A 24,022-nucleotide genomic window follows, 5' to 3' on the forward strand; every position below is an offset into this window, starting at 1 on the left:
AGCGATTCTGGCGCCTGCGAGCGGAGCTACGCCTTCCGCGACGCCGCGAGCAGCCGGTCCACGAGATCGGTGACCGTGTCGAGCGAGAAGGGCTTCGTGATCACCGGCGTCCCCGTGGACTCGAGGAATTTCTTCGTCTGGGGCTCCATGCTGTCGCCGGTCGTGAAGATGACGCGGGAGGCCATCTCGGGGCGCTTCGCCACGAGCGACTCGAACATCTGGCGCCCCGTCATGTCGGGCATCTTGATGTCGAGGAGGATCAGGTCGTGCTTCCCCGAGACGGCGAGGGCGAGGCCGTCGCGGCCGTTCCCCGCCGTGTCGATGTGGTGCTGAGTGCCGAGAAGATCGATGAGGAGCTCGAGGACCACCTGCTCGTCGTCCACGATCAGGAGGCGCCGGCCGCTCTTCCTTCGAACTTCCTTCGTGCTCCCCGAATCGGCCGGCACCGCCACGTCGGCGCGCCCCGCCTCGCAGGGAACGCGCATCGTCAGGCAGGCGCCGTCGACCTCGCGGTTCCGCGCGCTGAGAGACCCGCCGTGGGCGCGCAGGATCCCGTAGGCAATGCTCAGCCCGAGACCCTTCCCGTCCCCGACCTCCCTCGTCCCGAAGAAGGGATCGAAGATCCGGCCGAGGATGCGCGCCGGGATGCCGGGGCCGTTGTCCGAGATCTCGACGACGATCGAGCCGTCGTCGAAGGCTGTCGTCACCTCGACGAGGCGGTTCCGCTCGGCGCCGGCGGCCGCGCGCACCGCGTTGTCGAGGAGGGCGAGGAGGGCCTGGAGCATGTCGCCGCGCTTCACCTCGGCGGGAAGGAGGCCGTCGGCGAGGCGCGTCCGGATGGCGACCTGGGCCGCCTCGGCGCGCGGCAGGCACTCCTGCACCGCCTCGCGGACGAGGTCGTTGATCGGCTCGGGGGCGCGCTCCGGGATCTCGATGCGGCTGAAAGTCAGCAGGTTCTCGACGATGCTGCGGCAGCGCGCCGCCCCCTCCTCGATCTTCCTGAGGCTCGACTTGACGTCGGCGGGAAGGGGCTTCGCGCCGAGGAGTTGGGCGTAGCCGAGGACCGCGGTGAGGGGGTTGTTGAGCTCGTGGGCGGCGCCGCTCGCGAACATCCCGAGCGCCGACATCCTCTCGGAGCGCTGGAGCTTCTCGCGGTAGCGCTCGCGCTCCTCCTGGGCTTCGAGGTGGGAGGTGACGTCCTCGACGAGGACGACGTAGCCCGGGAGAGTTCCCGGCTCGATGAGCCTCACCTTCGGATTCTCGAGCGACACCCTCCGGATCGTCGGGTTCAGGTTCGACTCGCAGCAGTCGCCGGTCTCGAGCGTGTGGAGCCGTACGCGCAGCGATCGCCCGTCCACCTCGACGATGGCGGAGGCCGGGCGCCCGCGCCTCTCGGCGGCGTCGGCGAAGAGCCCCTCGACGACCCCCTTCGATCCGGGGAAGCTGTCGGCGATCGGCAGCGAGAGAAGCGCGCTCCCCGGGCGCCCCACCATCCGGTCGAAGATCATGTTCGTGCGGAGGATCTTCCGGTCGGGGGTCAGCTCGACGATCCCCTCGGCGATCGAGTCGAGGATGAGATCGCGCACGCGGCGATCCTCGAGGAGCTCGAGGACCACCTCGCGGCGGAACATCTTGTCGAACCCCTCGAGGACGGGGGCCGCGGGCCGCCCGTCGAGCTTCGCGAAGACGCTCCGGAGCGTGACCTCGAGCTGCTCCATGGGCATCTTCGCGACGTAGGCGTCGGCGTTGATGGTGTCGATGTCCTCGATCTCGTCCGCGAGGATTCCCGAGAGGATGACGACGGGGATGGCGGAGTAGTCGGGGTGGGCCTTGAGGTACCGGCAGAGGCGCGCGCCGTCCACGCGGGGCATGATGAGATCGAGGAGGATGAAGTCGACGCCGCCCAGGGCGACGCGCTCGAGCGCCTCGACGCCATCGCCGGCGACGGCGACATCGAACCCCTCGGACCTGAAGAAGTCCCCGAGGACCTGGCGGTAGAACGCGTTGTTGTCGACGACGAGAATGGTGCGGGACACGGGAGGGCTCCGTCAAAAGGTGGCAAATCCAAGGGAATATAGGGAGATATCCCGGACGGTCAAGGACGTAAGAATCGGAACCCCGGTCCTCCGCACGATGGGCTATACTCGGCCGCCTGTCCTGGAGAGAATACCGCATAACCCCATGAATCCAAAGGATAAACCCAGCTCCCGCCCCGCGACCGTCATCATATATATAGGCGTTCTCTCCCTCCTCCTCGGGGGGACAGGCTCGGTGCGACCCCCCGGGGGGGCCACGGCCCCCGCCCAGACACCGCGCGACGCCGCCATCGAGCACAACAACCTGGGGATCGCGCTCCTCGCGCAGTTCAAAGCGTCGGACGCCGAGAAGGAGTTCCGGCTCGCGATCGCCGCCGCTCCCGACTACGTCCCCGCGCTCGTGAACGTCGGGATCGCGCAGCTCGCGCAGGTGAGATACCCGGAGGCCACGGAGAGCTTCGGCCGCGCCCTCGCCGCCGATCCCGGGAACGTCCACGCGCACTACAACCTCTCGCTCATCTTCAAGGTCCAGGGGAAGACCGACGAGGGGATCCTGCACGCGAAGGCGGCCGTCGCGGGCGACGGGCGCGACCCCGACCTGCACTACAACCTCGGCGCCCTCCACCAGTCGGCGCGCAACTTCGACGCGGCGATCGCCGAGTACCAGGCGGCGCTCAAGCTCGACTCGAACCTCCTCCCCGCCTACTACTCGCTCGGCCGCGCCTTCATCTCCAAGGGGGACATCGAGAGCGGGAAGAAGTACATGCAGAAGCACCAGGAGCTCCAGGCGGCGTCGAGCCTCCCGGTGTCGTCCTCGGGGATGAAGTACGGCGAGCAGGGGCGGTACTCTTTCGCGATGGAAGATCTCTCGGGGCGCAACGCGCGGGTCGACCCTCTCGCCGCGGGACGCATCACCTTCACCAACGCCTCGGTGACGTCGGGAGTGGCCTTCGCGCACTCGGGGGGAGGCGATCCTCTCGGGCTGCGCTCCCCCCTTCCCGCCGGCGGGAACGCGGCGGCGGTGCTCCGGGATCACGTCGCCCCCTTCCTCGGGAGCGGCGTCGGCGTCGCCGACGTCGACGGCGATGGGATGGAGGATCTGATCTTCCCCAACACCCTCGGGAAGCCGGCCGGCCTCTTCCTCAACAGGGGAAAGATGAGCTTCGAGGCCTCCGGGGCCGCGTCGGCCATCCCCACGGGCGAAGGGATGGGCATCGCCGCGGGCGACGTCGACAACGACGGCGACGTGGATCTGCTCGTGACGCGCTACGGCGGCGTGGCGCTCCTGCTCGGCGACGGGAAGGGGGCCTTCACGCCGGCCACGCTCCCCGCCTTGAAGGAGGGCTTCTTCGCGGCCGGGGCCTCGCTCGCCGACATCGATCACGACGGGGATCTCGACGTCTTCGTCGCAGGCCTCATGTCGGCGCCGAACCCGCCCCGCGAGTCCCTCTCCTTCCCCGGCGACTACGCCGGTGAGGAGATCCGCGTCTTCAGGAACAACGGGAACGGCTCGTTCGCCGACGTGACGCAGGCCGCACGGTTCGGCGACGGCTCGACGCGGAACACCGGCGCCGTCTTCTCGGACTTCGACAACGACCGCGACATCGACGTCGCGGTGGCTCGGCTCGGGCAGGGGATCGCCCTCTACACGAACAACCGCGACGGCACCTTCACGGACATCGGGGCGAAGGTCGGCCTCCCGACCAGCGGGAACTACCTCGGCATCGTCGCCGTGGATTACAACCGCGACGGATGGGTGGACATCGCGGCGACGTTGTGGGACTCGTCCGTCCCGCGCCTCTTCCGGAACGACGGGAGCGGCGCCTTCGCCCTCGACGTGACGGCCGTCGCCGACATCCCGCGCGACGGAAACGGCCCACTCTTCGGGCTGGGGGCGGCCGACGTCGACAACGACGGCCTCGTGGACCTGCTCGCCGTGAACGGCACCGACAGCGGACCGGCGATCCGCCTCCTCCACAACCTGGGCCAGGGGATCTTCGAGGACGCCACGGCCGTCTCGGGGCTCGCGCGGGTGACGGCACGCCGGGGGCGCGGCCTCGCGGTCGCCGATCTCGACGCCGACGGCGATCTCGATCTCGTCATCTCGAACAACGGCGCGTCGCCCACGATCCTGAGGAACGACGGCGGGAACAAGGGCCACTGGCTCACCGTGACGCCGAAGGGGCTCAACAGCAACAGGCAGGGGGTGGGGACGAAGGTCGAGGCGAAGGCCGGGACACTCTGGCAGAAGACCGAGATCGCCTCGGGCTCCGGATACCTCTCGTCCACGAGCCTGCGTCCCTTCTTCGGCCTCGGCGCCCACGCGAGCGTCGACGCGCTCAGGCTGTTGTGGCCCGGGGGCGTCCTCCAGGACGAGGTGAAGGTGGCCGCGGACGCCCCGCTCAAAGTCGATGAGCTCGACCGGAAGGGGACCTCCTGCCCCATCCTCTACACGTGGGACGGCACGAAGATCGCCTTCGTCACCGACTTCCTCGGCGGATCGGCCTTCGGCTACCTCGTCGCCCCCGCCACCTGGAACACCCCCGACACCGACGAGTACGTGAGGATCCCGGCCGACAGGATCAGCCCCCACGACGGCCGCTACGAGCTCTACCTCGTCAATCAGCTCGAGGAGACGATCTACTTCGATCGCGCGCAGCTCGTCGCCGTGGATCATCCCGAGGGGACCGAGGCGTACCCCGACGAGAGGCTCGTCGAGACGCCGCCGTTCCCGGGGTTCAGGATGCACGTCGTCCGGGGGGCCCACCCGGCCGTCTCGGCCGTCGACGACCGAGGGCGCGACGTCACCGACGCGCTCGCGAGGGAGGACCGCACGTATCCCGACGGCTTCCGGCTCCTGCCTTTCAAAGGCTACGCCGAGACGCACGCACTCACGCTCGATCTCGGGGCGCCGGCCGCGGGAGGGGCCGTGCTGCTGATGACGGCGTGGATCGACTACGCCGACTCGACGAGCAACCTCGCCGCATCCCAGTCGGGAATCGCCCTCGCCGCCCCCTCCCTCGAGGCGCAGGACCCCTCGACGGGAGCGTGGATCGTCGTCGCGCACGACATGGGCTTCCCCGCGGGGCTCCCCAAGACGATGATTGTCGATCTGACGGGGAAGCTTCCGCACGAAGCGACGAAGATCCGCATCACGACCAACATGAGGATCTACTGGGACAGGATCCTCGTCGCCACCCCGTCCGGGAAACCGGCGTCGATCACGCGGCTCGACCCGTCCGTCGCGCTCCTGAGGTGGCGCGGCTTCCCGCTCCCGGTCTCCCCCGACGGGAGGGCCCCCGCGGCGTACGACTACGCGCGCGAGGACCCCTCGATCTTCTGGAAGGCGCACGAGGGGTTCTACACGCGGTACGGCGACGTGCGGCCTCTCCTTGCATCAGCCGACGATCGGTACGTCATCACGCGCGGCGGCGACGAGATCGCGATGTCGTTCGATCCCGCCCCGCTTCCGCCCCTCGCGCCGGGGATGACGCGGACGTTTCTCCTCTACGCCGACGGCTTCGGGAAGGACATGGACGTGAACTCGGCCCGCCCGGATCGGGTCGAGCCTCTCCCCTACCATGCGATGCCGGCCTTTCCATACCCCGCGTCGGCCGCGTACCCGGTCGACGATCGGGCGCTCGAGTACTTCGACGCGTACAACACGCGGCAGGTCAAGAGGAGCGTGACGCCGATCGGGCCGTGACGCTCACCGCCGCAGCACCTTCCCCGCGTCCATCGACCTGAGCTCGCCGCGCTCGACGGCGGTCTCCCCGTTGACGATCACGAGATCGATCCCGTCGGCCATCCTCCTCGGCTCGGCGAACGTCGCGGCCGAGCCGATCGTCGCCGCATCGAAGACCACCAGATCCGCCCGCGCACCCCTTCGGACGACGCCGCGATCGGCGAGGCCGAGGATCGCCGCCGGATAGGAGGTCATCTTCCGGATCGCCTCCTCGATCGGCAGCACCCCTCGCCCGCGCACGAACTCGCCGAGGATCTTCGGAAACGTCCCGTAGGCGGCGGGATGAGGAAGGCCGCGCCCGACGTCGTTCGCGTCGGTGCAGAAGGCTGAGTGAGGATCGGCGAGGAGCGACATGAGGCCCGAGTCGTCGGCCTCGTCCCCCGAGATCCCGTGGATGATCTGCGAGACCCGCCCCTCCGCCGCGACCATGAGATCCGAAATCGCGTCGAAGGGATCGCTCCCGGCTCGCTCGGCGAGATCAGTAAGTGAGAGACCCTCGGCCCAGCGCGATCCCTCGGTCGCCACGGTCCCCACCGTGATGCGGCGCCAGCCGACGGCGAGCACGAGGTTGTGCGCCCACCCGTTCACTCCCCAGGGCGGCCAGGCCGGCACCAAGCTCTCGACGTCGCGGCGCACGCGCGCGCGCGTCGCAGGATCCCGGAGGCGATCTACCAGGGCGCCGAGCCCCCCCGCGAGCGCCCACGGCGGGTAGATCGCCGCCATCGACGTGGCGGCGGCGGTGTACGGGAACATGTCGTACGTCACGCGGACGCCGGCGCGCCGGGCTTCGCCCTCCATTTCGAGGACGCGGGGAATCATGGCCCAGTGCGCCGGCCCCACCGCCTCGCTGTGCGAGTGGTGGACGCGCACCCCCGCCCCGCGCCCGTACGAAAGGATCTCCTCGACCGCGTCGAGGAGCGTCTCGCTCGAGCCACGGACGTGCGCGGTGAGAAGGGCGTCGCGGCGCGCGAGGACCCGCGCGAGAGGGTCGATCTCGGTCGACGGCGTGAAGCTCCCGGGAGGGTAGATGAGGCCGAGGGACATCCCGAAGGCCCCGTCGCCGAGCGCGCGATCGAGCGAGGCCGCGATCGCGGCGATCGACTCGCCCCACGGGAGGGGGCGAGCGAGCCCCGCTTCCTCGACGCGGAGGGCGCCGTGCGCGACCAGCGTCGCGACGTTCAGCGGAACGCCGAGCGCCTCGAGGCGATCGAGGTACTCGCCGACCGTGCGCCATCTCCACGCCTCGTCCTTCGGCGTCATCCAGGCGACGACGTCGCGCAGCTCCCGCTCGTGCGCGTGCGCGACCGGCGCGGCCCCCAGCCCGCAGTTGCCGACGACCTCGGTCGTGATCCCCTGGGCGAGGCGCCCGTGGACGAGGCGGCGGCGCAGGGGCTCGTCGTCGAGCGCGAGGATCAGATCGCCGTGGGAGTGGAGGTCGATGAATCCCGGCGCGACGATTTTCCCGGAAGCATCCACGACGCCGTCGGCGGCGGAATCCGGGATCGATCCCGGCGGCGCGACCTCCTCGATGACGTCCAGGGCGACGAGCACGTCGGCCGCGCGCGCGGGACCGCCGGTGCCGTCCACGAGGAGTCCGCCCCGAAACAGCCGCCGCTTCACTTCGGCGCGGGTGAGCGAGGGGGGGCGACGCGAGGGACGAGGTCCAGCAGGTCCTTGAGGGATGAGAGGAGGCGATCCGGCCTGGCCTCGGCGAGCTCGGCGGCCGAGCGGCTCCCGGTCGGGACGACGACGACAGGCACCCCCGCCGCCCGCGCCGTCTCCACGTCCACCTCCATGTCGCCGACGTAGAGCGTCTGGGCCGGAGTGACCCCCATCCGCAGCATCGCGGTGAGGACCATCTCGGGATGGGGCTTGCGGTTCTCGACGACGTCGGGGCCGAACACGGCGGTCACGTGCCGCCTCACGTGCAGCCCTTCGAGGAGCCGCCACGCGAAGTACGACGGCTTGTTGGTGGCGATCGACATCGCGTAGCCGCGCCGGTCGAGCTCGGCGAGAGTTTCCGCGACCTCCGGAAGGAGCGTCGTCATCCCGACGCAGACGCGATCGTAGTGGCGCCGGAAATCCTCGACCGCCCCCGCGACGCCCTCCGGACCTCCCAGCGCGCGCTCGATGAGGGTCTCGAGGCCTAAGCCCACCAGCCCCCGCACCTCGGCGAAAGACTTCGGCGGCTTGCCGGCGAGCTCCAGGGCGTGGTTGAGGCTCACGGCGATCGCCTCGTACGAGTCGATGAGCGTCCCGTCGAGATCGAAGACGATCGCCCGCACGCGCTCGAAGCCCGGGACCCCCATCGTGACGCCGCACCTCCACCCGCGAGGGCGCATTGTAGGCGCGGGAAGAACTTTTTCCACGCGCCGGGGCGCCGGAGGGAACTCCATTCCATCGAGGATCGCCGCAGCCCGGAAGAACGCCTCGCCGTCGATGGCACCATCCATGCTGTACGGGAGATCGGAGGAGGCGGACCGGGGTCGCATGGGGGTGCCGGCACCCCGAGAAGGTCCGGGCCGGGCGGCAAGGACGCCGCAGCCGGAGGAACCACTCTCCTCCGGCTCCGGCCCGGACCCGATGGCGGCGCCTGGGTGAACCTTGATGAGTTTCGAGGGGTCCAATGGGTTAGTCTGATGTCGGGCCAGTCTGGTCTCACGGAGGACGCGCCATGAAACAGCCGCGCGCCGCGATCGCCGGTATCGTCTTCGCCGCGTCGGTGGGCGCGGCCGCCGCGCTGAGCAGCTCCGCCCTGCGCGGCACTGTGCGCGCGGACGACGGCACCCCCCTCCCCGGAGTGATCGTCACGCTCACGTGCGGCCCGGCCGCCGCGCCTCAGACCCCCGTGCGCCTCCTCACCGACGTCCACGGCGCGTTCACGTTCAACGGCCTCGAGGCGGAGCGGCCGTGCACCCTCAGGGCCGATCTCCCCGGGTACGCGGCGATCGACATCGGCCCGATCGCGCTCCGCTCTGGAAAGACGACCGACCTGCCGGTCCGGCTCACCCCTTCGGACGAGCTGACGACGCGGGTCGTCGTCGAGGCGACGCCGCGGACGGTGGACACCGAGACGGCGGTCACGAGCACGCGGTTCAACGACGAGTACATCGAAGGGCTGCCGCTCGTCGGCAGGAACTTCCAGGACCTCCTGACGCTGGCCCCCGGCATCACGGACACCGACGGCGACGGGAACCCGAACGTCCACGGCGCGCGCGACACCGGACTGCAGTACCGCCTCGACGGCGCCGACATCACCGACCCTCTCACCGGCCACTTCGGCCAGGTCCTCAACCTCGACGCCATCAAGGAGGTCGAGCTGATCACGTCGGGGGCCTCGGCCGAGTACGGGCGCGCCGACGGCGGCTTCGCCAACATCATCACGAAGTCGGGAACGAACGAGTTCGAGGCGTCGGCGAGGTTCTTCTTCCGTTCGATCTACTTCGACTCGCGCGGCGCCGCCGCGAACGACACCTTCCAGGCGGCCACCCCGACGACCCTCTCGTTCCGCGACCTGAAGGGGGCCTTCACCTTCGGCGGCCCGGTCGCGAGGGACCGCCTCTGGTACTTCGCGTCGGTCCAGAGCATAGACATCCAGACCCCGGTGTCCCTGGGGGGGGCGGGGACGTTCGTGCGGACGATTCGGGGCTACCAGGGGCTCGCCAAGCTCACGTGGCAGATCTCCTCCGACAACAAGATCTCGATTGAGGGGAACTTCGATCCCCAGCGCTACGGCGGCCTGGGCCTCAGGCCCGGAGTCCTCGCAGAGAGCGATTACATCTTCCGGACCGGGGGGCTGACATCGACCCTACGCTGGACGACGATCCTCTCCCCCGTCCTCCTCATGGAGACGACCCTCTCGCACTTCGACACCGGCCAGGGGTACGACCCGGTCTCCAGTCGTTTCGCGCCGGTGCACGTGGACGTGCGCGCCGACGCCGGGGGCGAGCAGTTCTTCGCACTCTACCCCTGCAACGTCGTGAACTGCTTCCGGTCGATTGCCCCGACGAACCTCTACCAGATCGATCGCTACAACAACGAGGTGTCCGGGCCGTACTACCAGAAGGACGGGGACCGCCGGATCCGGAACTCCTTCGGCTCGACTTTCAACCTGAACCTCGACGACGCGTGGGGATCGCACTCGGTCCGCGCCGGCTTCGAGTACACCGACGAGGCGTACGACGACCGGCTCATCACGAACCCGGTCCTCTCGAGCTCCCTGAGGCCCTCGCACGGGCCGATCCTGTCGCCGGTCGACAACCCGATCGCCGTCTCCGGAATCCAGCTCCTGACGTCGTTCGACCCGCTCATCTCGTACCCGCACGCGACCGGAGGAGGGCTCGCCGCCTTCGTCCAGGAGAACTGGAAGCCGGCCTCGAACCTCACGCTCGGCTTCGGCCTGCGCCTCGATCAGGAGATCGTGGACACGTTCGGGCGACAGCCTTTCCGCCTGCGCGCCGAGGCGCGCGAAGCGCTTCGGAGATTCGATCTGGCCTGCTCCATCGTCGGCGTCCTGTGCGAGATCAACCGGACACCGGGGAAACCCTCGAGCGGCCTGCCGACGAGGATCGCTGCGCCCCCCGATTCCCCTCTCGCGCGGTTCGACACGAACGAGGACGGGTGGTTCGACACGGGGCGGGGGGGCGAGGGGGACGCCATCTGGGGGCTCTACACCCGCCCCGAGCTTCGCCCGGGCGAGAACTTCACGATCGCGAACCGGAACCTCGCCCCGCGCCTCTCGTTCGCGTGGGATCCCTGGAACGACGGACGCACGAAGGTGTCGGGGACGATGGGGCGCTACTTCGACCGCCTCTTCCTCGGCGAGGTGACCGTCGAGCAGCTCCCGGATGTGCGGAACTTCGTCTTCGTTCCCGGCCCGGACGTGACCCCCTGGATCAACCCGGGGGATCGCTCCCTCCCGACCCTCACGCGGAGCATCTTCGAGGTGAACCGCGGCCTCACGACACCCTACACCGACGAGAGGACCTTCACGGTCGAGCGCGAGATCGCCCCCGAGTGGTCGATCGCCGTCACTTCGATCCAGCGCACCGCGAAAAACCTGCTCCAGGACTTCGACGTCAACCACATCACCTGTCCCGATTACCGAAAGGTCTTCCACGTCGATACGTACACGATCTGCGGGGAGAACGGGCGCCTCGTGATGGATCTCTTCGGCGGCTTCCCCGACAGGCCGCCGAGGAACGACCTGCCGATCGATCCGGTCCCCCTGGTCGGCCCGCTCAGCCTGCCGAACGGCGCCCCCGATCTCTACAACGTGAACCCCTACTTCGACCAGGTCTTCCGGGTCGGGAACTACAACGCCAGCCGCTACCGCGCTCTCGAGCTCGTCCTGAACCGCCGGCTCCACCACAACTGGCAGATGCAGCTCTCCTACTCCCTCTCCAGGGCGACGGGGGACGCCGAGCAGTTCCTGTCGGTCCTGGGGGACGACCCGGCTTACCGCGACAAGCAGCGCGGCCCCCTCGACTACGATCAGCGGCACATCGTCAAGGCGTTCGCCTCCACGCACCTGCCGAAGCGCGTCATCCTGGGCGGCTCGATCTTCTGGGCCTCGGGGACGCCGTTCTCGGCGATCTACGAGACGATCGACATCGACGACGTCGGCAACTCCGCGCCGCGCTTCTCCTACGTGAACGGACGGCGGAACGACCAGCGCAACGGGGATCAGTGGACCGTGAACGGCCGCGTCGAGAAGGGGTTCGCGATCTCCGGAAAGTCGGCCGAGGCCTACTTCGCCGTCGACAACCTCCTCGGCCAGGACGACGTCACGCTCTACGAGTCGCGGGCGAGCGCGGGGGCTCTCGGCCTCCGCAGCTTCAACCGCCGGTTCGGGCGCCGATGGGAGATGGGGATGAGCATCCACATCTGACCGCTCGTGCGCGCGTCAGGCGCCGGGCCGGCGACGACTGACGAGGAACGCCTCCATGTCGGGCGGGATCGGCGAGTCGAACGACACGGCGTCACCGCTCGCGGGATGGCGGAAGCGAATCCCCCCCGCATGGAGGAGCTGCCGCCCCGTGATCCCCGCCTCGCGGCTCTCGCGCGCGCCGTAGAGAACGTCGCCGGCGACCGGGTGACCGATCGACATCAGGTGGACGCGGATCTGGTGCCGCCTCCCCGTCTCCGGATGCAGCTCGAGGAAGGTGAACCCCCGGAGCCTCTCGAGCACCCGAATCCTCGTCCGGGCCGGCCGCCCATTCTCCTCGTCCACCCCCTGCTTCACGTGCACGGCGGATCCCCTGGCGCTCCCGATGGGCCGATCGATGACTCCCTCTTCCGCCGCCACCTCGCCGAAGACGATCGCGAGATACCGCTTCTCGACCGCGCGCCGCGCGAAATCCCTGGAGAGGGCGCGCGCCGCCTCCGCCGTCCTCGCGAGAACGGTCAGGCCGCTCGTCTCGCGATCGAGCCGGTGGACCAGGTGGAGCTCGCCAAAGCCCGCCCCGCGGAGCCACCCGAGGAGCGAGAGGGACGTCGATCGCGACGTCGCGTGAGAGAGCATCCCGGCGGGCTTGTCGGCGACGAGGATCGCCGCGTCGTCGTGGAGGATCCGTGGGGCGGCGGCGCCGTCCGCGACGGCGCGCGACGCCTCGGGCGGAGGGTACGTCATCTCGACCTCGTCCCCCGCGCGGAGCGCCGTCGAGGCGCGCGCGCGGGGGCGGCCCCGCACGACGACGCGGTCGACGATGGCGCGCTTGAGCCCCTCGCGCGACATCTTCGGGATGCGCTCCTTCAGGAAGAGGTCGAGGCGCACCCCCGCGTCGCGCTCGGTGACGCGGTAGACGAGGCTCCTCTGGCGCGGCGGCGTCTCCACCCCGGTATAATAGCGGCCGCCCGCCGACGCCCGCGCGACATGCTTCAAGGAGGCTCCGCATGACCCTGACGATGGCTCCCCTCGCCCCGACGAAGAGGCTCCTCCTGGGACCGGGGCCCAGCGACGCCCCCCCCGAAGTCCTCCGCGCGATGTCGAACCCCGTCCTCGGGCATCTCGACCCCGCCTTCCTCAAGATCATGGACGAGACGATGCAGGCGCTGCGCCTCGTCTTCGGGACGAAGAACGAGATGACCCTCCCCATCTCCGGCGCCGGCTCGGCCGGGATGGAGGCGGCGATGGTGAACCTCCTCGAGCCCGGCGATCGCGCCGTCATCGGCGTCTGCGGCCACTTCGGCGCGCGCATGGCCGAGATCGCCCGCCGCTGCGGCGCCGAGGTCGAGACGATCGAGCCGCAGTGGGGAGACCTCGTCGACCCTGGGGCCGTGAAGCGCTCCCTCGAGAAGAAGAGGGCGAAGCTCCTCGGCATCGTGCACGTCGAGACCTCGACGGGGGTCATGCAGCCCCTCGCCGAGATGGCCCGCCTCGCGCACGCGAACGGGGCCCTCTTCGTCGCCGACACCGTCGCCTCGCTGGGGGGGATCGCGGTGGACGCCGACGCCGCGGAGATCGACCTCTCCTACTCGGGGTCGCAGAAGTGCCTCAGCGCCCCGCCGGGGCTCGCCCCGCTCACCATCACCGATCGCGCCATGGCCGTCGTGCGCGGCCGGAAGAGCCCGGTGCGCTCGTGGTACCTGGACCTCTCGCTCCTGAACGGCTACTGGGGGGCAGAGCGCGTCTACCACCACACCGCGCCGGTCACGATGGTCTACGCCCTTCGAGAAGCGCTTCGCCTCTGCGTCGAGGAGGGGCTCGAACCGCGCTACCGCCGTCACATGGACGTCCACACGGCCCTTGCGGCAGGCCTTCCGAAGCTCGGGCTCGAGTTCCTGGTCCCGCCGGAGCGGCGCGCGCCGGTCGTCAACGCCATCAAGGTCCCGGCCGGCGTCGACGCGGGGACGGTGAAAAAGCGCCTCCTCGAGGAGGACGGCATCGAGATCGCCGGCGGCCTCGGCCCCTTCGCGGGGAAGATCTGGCGGATCGGGCTGATGGGGTACTCGGCGCGCCTCGAGAACGTCGAGAGGCTGCTCGCGGGGATGAAGAGGATCCTGGGGCGGACCTGACGATGATCCGATCCCTTGCCCCCCTCGCCGCCGTCGTCGCGCTCGTCGCCGCGTCACCCGTGCCGATCACCGAGGAGCCCTCGCACCATCTCGTCGCCACGACGGATCGCCTGCGCGCCTTCCGCGTCGAGGTGGCGCCGCGCGGCGCGACGTTGCTCCACCAGCACGACAGGGACTACGTCTTCGTCGCCCTCGGGGACTCGACGATTGTCAACGCCGTCCTCGGCAAGCCCGAGCGGCGCCTCGACTTTCCCGACGCGGCGGTTCGCTTCACCCGAGGCGGCTTCGCCCACGTGGCGCACAACGAGAGCGATCGCCCCTTCCGGAACGTGACGATCGAGTTCCTCCCATCCCAGACCGGCGCGCGCAACATCTGCGCCGTGGTGATCCCGGACGAGGCCATGAACTGCCCGGCCGGCGGCGGCGCGGTCGCCACAGGCCAGGCGGGGTCGACGTTGCTCCCGGAGCTCGAGTCGGATCAGCTCCGGATCGGCCTTCTCACGCTCGATCCGGGGGCGACCTGGGCCGCGCCCGCCGCGAAGTCACCGCCCTTCCTCGTCGCGCTCGACGGGACGGAGGCTGAGGGGATCGTGCGCGTCAAGATCGAGGGGGCCGCGGGAGTGGGAACCCGCCCGCTTCGCGCCGGCGATGTCCAGGAGGTCCCGGGAGATCTCCCGTACGAGGTTCACAACACCGGACGCGCTCCGGCGCGATTCCTCGTGATCGCGCCGAAGAGCTGACGGCCGGCCGAACCTCCCGCCTCAGAGCGACACGAGGTACGTCCACTTCACCGTGAACGACCGATCGACCACGTCGGTCGGAAGCCCCTCGATGTCGCGCCGCTCGTTGTACACCAGGTAGATGTCCGAGCCGGGCCGGTACTTCACGTTGAGGCGGAGGTTGGTCGAGACGTCGCGCACCTCGGTGTTGTACTGCACGAGCGCGTCGAAGAAGAGGCGCGTCGTGAACGTGACGCCGAGCCGCGCCTGCGCCAGCGTCGTGAGGAACTCCGACGGATCGATCCCGCCGGGGCGATCCGGAAGGTGGATGTCGTTACGCTGGACGGTCGCCGACGCCTTCAAATGCTCGGAGATCCGGGCGAAGAGTCCCGCGACGACGGTCTGGTAGCGGCCGTCGAAGAAGTCGCCGAACTCCGAGGAGGCGCTCGCCGAGACGACGCGGCTCGGATCGCCGTCGATCCGGACGCTGTAGCGGCTCGCCATCGTGTAGGCGCCCGGCGGGACGAAGGCCCGGCTCGAGAGCTCGAAGGTGCTCTCGGGCCTGTCGAACATCGGGTTCCACGCCAGCTCCACCGTCGAGCCGTCGCGGAACTCGATGGAAGTTGCCCAGTGCTGGCGGCGCGTCGCGAGATCGTGCTCCTGATCCATCGTGTACGTGAAGCGCGCGTGGGGCTCGACCTTCCGGATGAGGGCGGTCTTCGAGCGCCACGACCATCCGAGAAAGCCCCCGAGCTCTTCGATCCCGGTCCGCTCGACGAAGCCCGCCTCCGGATTGAAGTGGCGCGCGATGTCCTTGTAGGAGAGCTCCGTGTCCCACGCGCTGTCGCTCCAGTCGACGTAGAGCCTCCCCGCCCGCTGGCCGTCGGTGATCGACGGCGTCCGCGTCTCGAGGAGCGCGCCGCCGAAGCGGAAGTTCTGCAGGACCGAGAAGTTCATGTCCGCCCCGTACGTCCGGTTCGAGTGGGAGCCGGCGGTGAAGTCGTTGGGATCGACGGCGTCGCTCGGCCCGGCCGGCTCCTTGCTCACCGCGAGGATCCCCCAGTTGGAGCGGGTGAGGATGTCCCGGCTCACCCGGAGGGCCGTGAAGTTCGTCTGCGGCGTGCCGCCGTCGGCTTCCGTCTCGACGCTCAGGAAGCCGATGTTGCACCGGTCGAGCCTCCCGGCCAGCTTGACGCCGCCGAGGATCGGGACGGGAGCGTCCACCGTCTCGCCGCCGACGGTTCGCGGCCCCAGGCCGATGCGGCGGCTGAAGAACGGGATCGGCCCCGCGAACGAGAAGGGGCTCTTCCGGTAGCCGAAATCGAAATACCCCTTCGACTCGAGGAAGAACTCGCGCTTCTCGGGGAAGAAGATCGGGAAGCGCGTCAAGTTCACCTGCTGGTCGTCGACCTCCGTCTCGGCGAAATCGGTGTGCACCGTCGCGATCGCCGAGAGGTTCGGCGTCACGGCGTAGCGCACGTCCACCCCTCCCTCCTCCCTCCCCTCGACGGCGGTCTCGCCGAAGCTGGGGCGCCGCTCCACGGCGCCGAGCGCGTAGGGCTTCACCTCGAGGTGCCTCCCCTGCCTTATCCCCTCGAGCCCCGTCAGCTCCCCCGCGCGGGAGAGGCGCCACTTGTCCTCGTTCCGGGGGATGGGAGCCCAGTAGGCGTCCTCGGCGTTGCGCCGGATGACCCGGCCGATCTGCAGCCCCCACGAGCCCGTGCGCGCCGGATCGAAGTGAAGGGTCTTGAACGGGATCTCCATCTCGACCGACCAGCCGGTCGGCGTCACCTTCGCCGACACCTCCCAGACGCCGTCCCAGTCGAAGGAGTTGTTGCGCCCCTCGTCGAAGACGAGCGCGTCGGTCCGGGCGCCGAGCGGGTTCGTCTCGAAGAAGAATCCGTTCCGCCGATCGTGGAAGGTGTCGATGACGACGAAGAAGCTGTCGTCATTGTCGAGCGGCGCGTCCTCCTTCATCTCGCGGGCGACGATGCGGTCCGGCTCGTCGTCCGAGAGGACGGCGCCGATGTAGAGGCGCTCGTCGTCGTAGAGGATCCGCACGCGCGTCGCCTGGGAGGCCGGGCTCCCTTCTGCGGGATAGCGCTGCGTGAAGGAGTCGATCGCCGGCGCAGACTGCCAGTCGGCTTCATCGAGAACCCCGTCGAGCCGGATCGGCTGCGTCGCGCGAGCGGCGCGCACCGTCGGCGGCGCGAGGGTCGGCGTCTCTTCGCCGGCGGATGCGAGAGGCCACACCGTGAGCGCCGCGAGCGCGAGGAGCAGAGCGGCCGCGCACCGTGGGCGGAGGGGATGGATGCCGTCGATTCGCAGGGCTCGGGATCTCCGATCGGGAGGGGAAGCATCCATCCTTAGGGGCGGAAATCCTACGGGCGGCGTCCGGCGCTGTCAATCTCGCCCCGCGGTACGCCTGGCGCAATGAGGAGGAGTTGATCGTATACTGGTTCTCGATTCCCGCTGTCCGCCCGCGCATCGATATAGAGGAGATGTCGATGCTTCGTTCGCTCTGTCCCCGTCTCCCGCGATGCGTCGGCCCGCTCGCCGTCGTCATCCTCGTGGCGGCGGGGCCCGCCTCCGCCGGCTGCCTCGAGTTCGGCGGCTTCGCCATCTTCCAGTGCAGCGACCTGGCCTATTTCTCCAAGCCTCCCGACTGGAGTGACAGCGCCTACCCGGTGGATCCCAGCGGCCACGTCGCGAACATCTCGGCGGCGTTCTGGCAGATCGGCTTCGGAAACCAGCGGATCGCGACGGGCACAGGGTCGTCAGGGACCGGGATGGCCGGCCTGTCGACGTTCAATGGCAACGACTCGGGGAAATTCCAGGTGGACGTGCAGGACGCGTTCCTCGCCACCCTCGCGTACATGCCTCTCGGCTCCGTCTGTCTCGACAGCAACAACTGGGCGAACACCGGCGTGGACGGCTGCTGCGACAACGATCGCTCGACCAACCTCATGGTCGAGCACGACGGCGTACTGAACCCGTACTACGACGTCTACTACGCGCGATCAGGACTGCCGGGCTACTACTCCCTCGACTGGCAGCAGGACTACCCGATGGCGGTCCTCCTCAAGAGCCGGACCGCGGAATACTTCGCCTTCGCGGCCGTCGCCACGATGAACCGCCACAATCAGGGAGGGAACGGCCCGTGCTCCGCGAGCCCCGGAGCGAATCCCGCGCCGTGCGACTTCCGTCCCGGGTACTACAACTTCACGGACGTCTCGAACGGGCTGGGGAACTCCCTGACGCCCGGGGCGAACAACGTGGTTCCCTGGCAGGCGACGCCGTCACCACGGGTGACCCACGACGCCCTCGTGGACACGGGCGACCCCGACTCCGATCACCTGCTCGACATCAAGTGGTCCGCGGTGACCGTCTACTCCGACCAGAGCATCCGGCCGAGCACGCACCCCGCAATGGGTGGCGCCGGGTGCGTTTCCGGCGCCTGCCTGCCTCCGGGGACACGGGACGCGACGCGCGCGCCCGGCGTGGGAGTCGGTGACCTCGCCTCCCGGTTCGGCGGCCTCGTCCATTTCATCCTCGAGGTCGCCGCTCCGGACGATCTCGCGTTCGCCGCTCCGGTCGAACGGATCGAGACCGACGCGGCGTCTCTCATGGCCATGCGAATCACGCCGGGAGACTGCTTTCGTCTGAGGACGACCTTCGGGAAGAGGCCCGAGACGGCCGCGACGGTGATGGCCAACTGCCGGATTGGCATGTGCGGCGACACCGGCTACGAGGTGGCTTCGAAGCGACTCTGCCCGACGCCTCCCGCGGGCGACGGAGACGCCGACGGAGTGTTCGGCGCGTTCGACAACTGCCCGACGGTCTACAACCCCGGTCAGAGCGACTCGGATCGCGATGGCGCCGGTGACGCGTGCGACAACTGCCCGTCCACGTACAATCCGAGCCAGCTTGACTGGGATCATGATGGAGTGGGGGACGCCTGCCTGCCCATCGTCCCCACGGGTCCTCCATGCTCCGACCGCGACAGCGATGGATGGTGCGACACGTCGGACAACTGCCCCAACACCTACAACCCCCGCCAGGAGAACGCCGACGGCGACGCGCGAGGGGATGCCTGCGAGCTCGCGGTGACCTCCCCCGCCGCGGGAGCGCGTCTCGACTGCTCCGCCTCGCCCACGATCGAGTGGGACCCGGCCGGTTTCGATCGCTTCAAGATATTCATCGCCTGGGACCCCGACTTCGCCCCCGAGCACCGCATCGACAGCGAGGGTTGGCTCTTCAATCGAACGTCGTGGACTCCCCTCCCCCATCGCTGGCGCCGCCCGTGCGAGGCCGCCCACCCGAAGCTCTACATCCGGCTTCAGGCGGCCAGGGGCTCGGCGAGCGACCCGGTCTGGAGTGATTCCGTGGCCGTGGAGGTGCACTGAGATGAACACCATCCGACACCGCACCGCACTTCCGGTCGCCCTGACGCTCACCCTCCTTCTCGTCGCCTCCCCCGCCTCGGCGAACTGCATCGAGTTCGGCGGCTTCGCCATCTTCCACTGCGCCGAGGACGCCTACGTCGACGCGGTCCCCGATCCGAATGCGCGGCCGGTCTTCGATCCCAACACGGGCCGCGTCCTCAACGTCGACGCCGTCTTCTGGCAGATCGGCTTCGGCAACGACGTCGCCAACACGGGCCAGGGGAGCTCGGGGACGGGTACCTCGGGCCCGACGAGCTTCAACGGAAACGACATCGGGATCCGCCCGATCGACCTCCGCGATGCGACGGTGTGGACCCAGGGACCCGGCGCTCCCTCCGGGGCGCTCTGCCTCGGGAACAACAACTGGGGGAACAGCGGCGTCGACGGCTGCTGCGACAACCCGCGCGACCCGGCACAGCCTCTTGCCGACGACGGGATGCTGAACCCCTATTACGACGTCGAGGCCGCGCGAAGCGGGTACGTCGGGATCTACTCTCTCGACTGGCAGCAGGACGCCCCGACGGCGCTCCTCCTGAAGACTCAGGATCGCCGGTGGTTCGCCTTCGCCGCCGTGGCGACGACGCCGCGCGGCAACACAGGCGGCGACGGACCGTGCGCCGCCATCCCGGGGACGAACCCCGCCGCGTGCGACTTCAGGCCCGGGTACTACGACTTCGGCGACATCGCCAACGGGATCGAGAACCCGGTCCACGCCGGCCGGCACAACATCGTCCCGTGGCAGCCGACCCCCGTCCCGGTCGTCGTCGCCGACGTCCCTACCGACCCGGCCGATCCGAACGCGGGGCGCCTCCTCGATCTGATCTGGACGCCGTCGACGGTCTTCAGCGACATGTCGTCGCGCCCCTCGACGAACCCGCAGGCGGCCGGAGGAGTCGGCGTCAGGGACATCGTCTCCCGGTTCGGTGAGCTCATTCGCTACCGCGTCGAGGTCGCCCCCGTCTCGGACCCGGGGTTCACCACGCCGTCGTTCACGTTCGAGACGGAGTCGGCTTCCGTCTCCGCGGTTCCCCTCCCCCCTTCGAGCTGCCTGAGGCTCCGGACGATTTTCGGAAAGAAGCCGGAGACCGCCGTCCGCTCGACGGCGAACTGCCGCGTGGGGAAATGTGGCGACGTGGGATACGAGATCGCCTCCGAGCCGCAGGGCGCGATCGGCGACGCGGACGGTGACGGCGTCGGGAACGCGAGCGACAATTGCCCGGCCGTCTACAACCCGGGGCAGGAGGACGCGGACGCCGACGGCCCCGGCGATCTCTGCGACAACTGCGCGGCGACGTACAACCCGACGCAGGCGGACAGGAACGGCGACGGGATCGGCGACGCGTGCGATCCGACCTTCGACTCCGACGGCGACGGCGTGCCGGACTCGATCGACAACTGCCCGAACGTCGAGAATTCCTTCCAGGAGGACACCGACCACGATGGGGTGGGCGACCACTGCGACAACTGCCGGCTGGTCAAGAACCCCGGGCAGCGCGACGCCGATCTCGACGGCGTCGGCGACGCCTGCGACAACTGCCGCGAGACGGCGAATCCGAGCCAGAGCGACGCGGACGGTGACGGCAAGGGAGATATCTGCGACTTCGCGATCGACGCGCCGGCAGCGGGAGCCGCGTACTCCTGCACGGCCCCGACCCCGATCCGGTGGAGTCCCGGGCCGTACGATCGATTCAAGGTTTACGTATCTTCGGATTCGAACTTCGCGCCGGCCAGGACCGCCCTCACGTACGAGTGGCTCTCGACGACGTCGTGGACACCCTCGGCGCGACAGCTCGTGGGCCCGTGCGGGAGCACGAGCCCGTACCTCTACGTCATGGTGTGGGGAACCAACAGCGTGACGAAGGCGGGGTCCGTGAGCTCCGTCGTGAAGGTCGTGCGCCGATGAATCCGATTTCACCGTATACTTCCGTATGATTCCGACCCGCCCGCCACGCACTCGAACCACGGGAGATCTCATGCGCCGCCCCGCCCTCACGCTTGCCGCAGTCCTTCTTCTCGCCGCATCGCCCGCCGCCGCCAACTGCCTCGAGTTCGGCGGCTTCGCCATCTTCCAGTGCGGTGATCTGGCGTTCTTCACTCCCCCTCCCGACTGGGATCCCAACGCCTACCCGATCGATCCGAACGGCCACGTCCCGAGCATCTCGGCCGCCTTCTGGCAGATCGGGTTCGGAAACCAGCGCATCAACAACGGGAGCGGTTCGTCGGGAACCGGAAACTTCGGGGCGTCCACGTTCAATGGGAACGACGCCGGCATCTGGGAGGTGGATCTCAAGGACGCACGCCAGGCGACGCAGTTCACCACCATCCCACCGGGCGCCACCTGCCTATCGAGCAACAACTGGGCGAACTCCGGCGTGGACGGGTGCTGCGACAACGACCGGACGGCGAGCCTCCTCGTCAACAACGACGACATCCTCAATCCGTTCTATGACGTGTACTACGCGAGGAGCGGCTCCCCCGGGTACTACTCCCTCGACTGGCAGCAGGACTACCCGATGGCCCTCCTCCTCAAGAGCCGGAACGCGGACTACTTCGCCTTCGCCGCCGTCGCCACGATGACGCGCTTCAACCAGGGGGGGAACGGCGCCTGCGCGAACGCTCCCGGCACCAATCCCGCCGCCTGCGATTTCCGTCCGGGCTTCTACAGCTTCCAGGACGTCACCAACGGGCTGCCGAACACCGTGCGCTCGGGCGCCCGGAACAACATCGTCCCGTGGCAGGCGAACCCCTCGCCGATCGTCACGAGCGACGTCGCCATCGACCCGAACAACCCGGCGTCCGATCACCTTCTCGCGGTTCAATGGCCCGCCGTGACGGTGTACTCCGATCAGAGCGCGAGGCCCACCACCCACCCGGCGATGGGAGGCGGAGGGTGCACGTCGCTCGCCTGCGGCTCGACGGGGACGCGCGACCTGACGCGGGCTCCGGGAGTCGGCGTCGCCGACATCGCGGGCAAGTTCGGCCTGGTCCACTTCATCCTCGAGGTCGCCGCCCTCAACGACCCGAGCTTCGCGTCGCCCGTCGCCCGGCTCACGACGGACGCGACGTCGCTGACCGGCGTCACCGTGCCGGCGGGGGATTGCTTCCGGCTGCGGACGACCTTCGGCAAGAAGCCGGAGACCACGGTCACCAGCACCGCGAACTGCCGGCTCGGCAAGTGCGGCGACATCGGGTACGAGGTCGCCTCCGCGAGACTCTGCCCTTCAGGCGGCCCCGGCGACGCAGACATGGATGGCGTCGTCGATTCGGCCGACAACTGCCCCACCGTCTACAACCCCTCGCAGAGCGACACGGATCACGACGGCGTGGGCGACGCCTGCGACAACTGCCCGTCGACCTACAACCCGTCGCAGACCGACACCAACCACAACGGCATCGGGGACGCCTGCGAGCCGCCGCCGGACACCGACGGCGACGGCGTTCCCGATCCCTCGGACAACTGCCCCGGCGTCTACAACCCGTCGCAGAGCGACGCCGATCACGACGGCGTCGGCGACGCGTGCGACAACTGCCCGACCGCCTACAATCCGTCGCAGACCGACACCAACCACAACGGCGTCGGCGACGTCTGCGAGCCGCCCCCCGATCGCGACGGCGACGGCGTCCCGGACGCGGGGGACAATTGCCCGGCGGTGTACAACCCCGCGCAGAGCGACGTCGATCAGGACGGCGCCGGCGACGCGTGCGACAACTGCCCGACCTTCTTCAACCCGACGCAGAGCGACGGCGACCACGACGGCGTCGGCGACGGGTGCGACAACTGCCCGTCGACCTACAATCCGTCGCAGACCGACGCGAATCACAACGGCATCGGCGACGCCTGCGACGCGACGGGCGATCGGGACGGGGACGGGATCCCCGACGCGACGGACAACTGCCCGGCCGTCTACAACCCGGGGCAGCGTGACGAGGATCGCGACGGCGTCGGCGACGCCTGCGACAACTGCCGCGAGTTCGCGAACCCGAACCAGAGCGACGTCGATCACGACGGGAAGGGAGACCTCTGCGACTTCGCGATCGACGCGCCGGCGGCGGGAGGAACCTACTCGTGCGCGGCCCCGACGCCGATTCGGTGGAGCCCGGGACCCTACGATCGCTTCAAGGTCTATGTCTCGTCGGATCCGACATTCCCCGACAGCAAGACGGCGCGAACCTACGAATCGCTTTCGGCCCCGCCGTGGACCCCGACCGCCGGCCAGCTCGCCGGGCCGTGCGCCCTCGCGAGCCCATACCTGTACATCCGGGTCTGGGGGATGAACAGCGTGACGGGCGCCGGGGCGGTCAGCCCGACGGTGAAGGTGACGCCTCAGTAGCCCGGGTTGTCGGCGCGACGCGACGCTGGTAGCGTGAAGCCTCCGGCGTCCCGGTCGCGGGGATGGCCCGCGTTCGGGGAGGCCTCCGGACCCTTCGTTGGGGAGCGAACCATGAAGACCTTGCGTCAGCGTCTTTCCATCGTCCTGATCGCGCTCGTGATGGCGGTCGTCGCGATCTCGGCCCTCTTCCTGACGGCCACTCCAGGCTACAGCGTCGTCTGCGAGTGCGCGAACGACGACTCGCCGGTCATCTGCAAGGGAGGCGTGACCTACCCGAACATGTGCGTCGCCCACTGCTTCCACGCCAGCGGGTGCAAGCTCCTCTAGAAACTCGCAACCCCCGGGGGGCTCGCCGATGTGAGCGCGGGATCTCCCCGGGGCTCTCAAGGAGAGCGCGGCCCTTACCAATGCCCGGTCGTCAAGCCACGCGCGACTTTGTGCGCTTGACGACGACTTCGAACCGCACCCTCGCTCCCAGGTGACCAAGCATCGTCACGAGGGAGTCAATGCTGAACAAGTCGATCTTCCCCCGCACCAGATCGCTCACTCTGGGCTGAGATACCTTCATTCTCCGCGCCGCTTCGGCCTGCGTCATCCCGCGAGCCTCGATCCGGCGACGGATGTGGCCCATGAGGGAGGATCGGATCTTCAAATTGTCCGCTTCCTCCGGGCTGAAGCCGAGATCGCGGAACACGTTCCCGCTAGATCGGGTCATCCTGGACTTCACGAC

At 69.2% G+C, this 24,022-nt stretch carries 14 protein-coding genes; 8 read left to right on the plus strand and 6 right to left on the minus strand.

Going from position 1 to position 24,022, the window contains the following annotated elements:
• Positions 1-26: 26 nt before the first annotated feature.
• Positions 27-2,036 (minus strand): response regulator, encoded by a 2,010-nt coding sequence (locus HY049_03745; GenBank protein MBI3448020.1) that lies wholly within the window; start codon positions 2,034-2,036, stop codon positions 27-29.
• Between the two features lie 145 nt (positions 2,037-2,181).
• Between HY049_03745 and HY049_03750 the strand changes: the two genes are divergently transcribed.
• Positions 2,182-5,742 (plus strand): VCBS repeat-containing protein, encoded by a 3,561-nt coding sequence (locus HY049_03750; GenBank protein ID MBI3448021.1) that lies wholly within the window; start codon positions 2,182-2,184, stop codon positions 5,740-5,742.
• Between the two features lie 3 nt (positions 5,743-5,745).
• Here HY049_03750 and HY049_03755 read toward each other — a convergent pair whose 3' ends face one another.
• The gene (locus HY049_03755; protein MBI3448022.1) at positions 5,746-7,368 is read right to left on the minus strand and encodes an amidohydrolase family protein; all 1,623 of its coding nucleotides are present in this window, start codon (positions 7,366-7,368) and stop codon (positions 5,746-5,748) included.
• A 29-nt stretch (positions 7,369-7,397) separates the two neighbouring features.
• Positions 7,398-8,090: an HAD-IA family hydrolase gene (locus HY049_03760; protein MBI3448023.1), complete on the minus strand. Its 693-nt coding sequence runs from the start codon at positions 8,088-8,090 to the stop codon at positions 7,398-7,400.
• A 365-nt stretch (positions 8,091-8,455) separates the two neighbouring features.
• On the opposite strand from HY049_03760, the gene HY049_03765 reads away from it, so the two are divergent.
• Positions 8,456-11,671: a TonB-dependent receptor gene (locus HY049_03765; GenBank protein MBI3448024.1), complete on the plus strand. Its 3,216-nt coding sequence runs from the start codon at positions 8,456-8,458 to the stop codon at positions 11,669-11,671.
• Positions 11,672-11,686: 15 nt separating this feature from the next.
• Here the strand turns inward: HY049_03765 and HY049_03770 are convergent, their stop codons facing one another.
• A complete protein-coding gene (locus tag HY049_03770; GenBank protein ID MBI3448025.1) occupies positions 11,687-12,664 on the minus strand; it encodes an RluA family pseudouridine synthase in 978 nt (325 codons plus the stop codon).
• Positions 12,665-12,687: 23 nt separating this feature from the next.
• Between HY049_03770 and HY049_03775 the strand changes: the two genes are divergently transcribed.
• Both HY049_03775 and HY049_03780 read left to right on the plus strand, forming a co-directional pair.
• Positions 12,688-13,797 (plus strand): alanine--glyoxylate aminotransferase family protein, encoded by a 1,110-nt coding sequence (locus HY049_03775; protein ID MBI3448026.1) that lies wholly within the window; start codon positions 12,688-12,690, stop codon positions 13,795-13,797.
• 2 nt (positions 13,798-13,799) lie between these two features.
• Positions 13,800-14,537: a hypothetical protein gene (locus HY049_03780; protein MBI3448027.1), complete on the plus strand. Its 738-nt coding sequence runs from the start codon at positions 13,800-13,802 to the stop codon at positions 14,535-14,537.
• Positions 14,538-14,558: 21 nt separating this feature from the next.
• Here the strand turns inward: HY049_03780 and HY049_03785 are convergent, their stop codons facing one another.
• Positions 14,559-16,880, minus strand: coding sequence for a carbohydrate binding family 9 domain-containing protein (locus tag HY049_03785; GenBank protein ID MBI3448028.1), 2,322 nt, complete (start codon positions 16,878-16,880; stop codon positions 14,559-14,561).
• 704 nt (positions 16,881-17,584) lie between these two features.
• Here HY049_03785 and HY049_03790 point away from each other — a divergent pair.
• From HY049_03790 to HY049_03805, 4 genes are all read left to right on the plus strand, one after another.
• The gene (locus HY049_03790; GenBank protein ID MBI3448029.1) at positions 17,585-18,922 is read left to right on the plus strand and encodes a thrombospondin type 3 repeat-containing protein; all 1,338 of its coding nucleotides are present in this window, start codon (positions 17,585-17,587) and stop codon (positions 18,920-18,922) included.
• A 1-nt stretch (position 18,923) separates the two neighbouring features.
• Complete coding sequence (locus HY049_03795; GenBank protein ID MBI3448030.1) at positions 18,924-20,864, plus strand: thrombospondin type 3 repeat-containing protein; 1,941 nt, start codon at positions 18,924-18,926, stop codon at positions 20,862-20,864.
• Between the two features lie 670 nt (positions 20,865-21,534).
• Positions 21,535-23,292 (plus strand): thrombospondin type 3 repeat-containing protein, encoded by a 1,758-nt coding sequence (locus HY049_03800; protein ID MBI3448031.1) that lies wholly within the window; start codon positions 21,535-21,537, stop codon positions 23,290-23,292.
• A gap of 111 nt (positions 23,293-23,403) precedes the next feature.
• Positions 23,404-23,619 carry a hypothetical protein gene (locus HY049_03805; GenBank protein MBI3448032.1) on the plus strand — a complete coding sequence of 72 codons (216 nt, stop codon included), beginning with the start codon at positions 23,404-23,406 and terminating at the stop codon, positions 23,617-23,619.
• Positions 23,620-23,710: 91 nt separating this feature from the next.
• Here HY049_03805 and HY049_03810 read toward each other — a convergent pair whose 3' ends face one another.
• Positions 23,711-24,007, minus strand: a complete 297-nt coding sequence (locus HY049_03810; protein ID MBI3448033.1) for an XRE family transcriptional regulator — start codon at positions 24,005-24,007, stop codon at positions 23,711-23,713.
• Between the last annotated feature and the right edge of the window lie 15 nt (positions 24,008-24,022).

It is taken from the genome of Acidobacteriota bacterium (genome assembly GCA_016195325.1).
Taxonomy (GTDB): Bacteria; Acidobacteriota; Polarisedimenticolia; order JACPZX01; family JACPZX01; genus JACPZX01.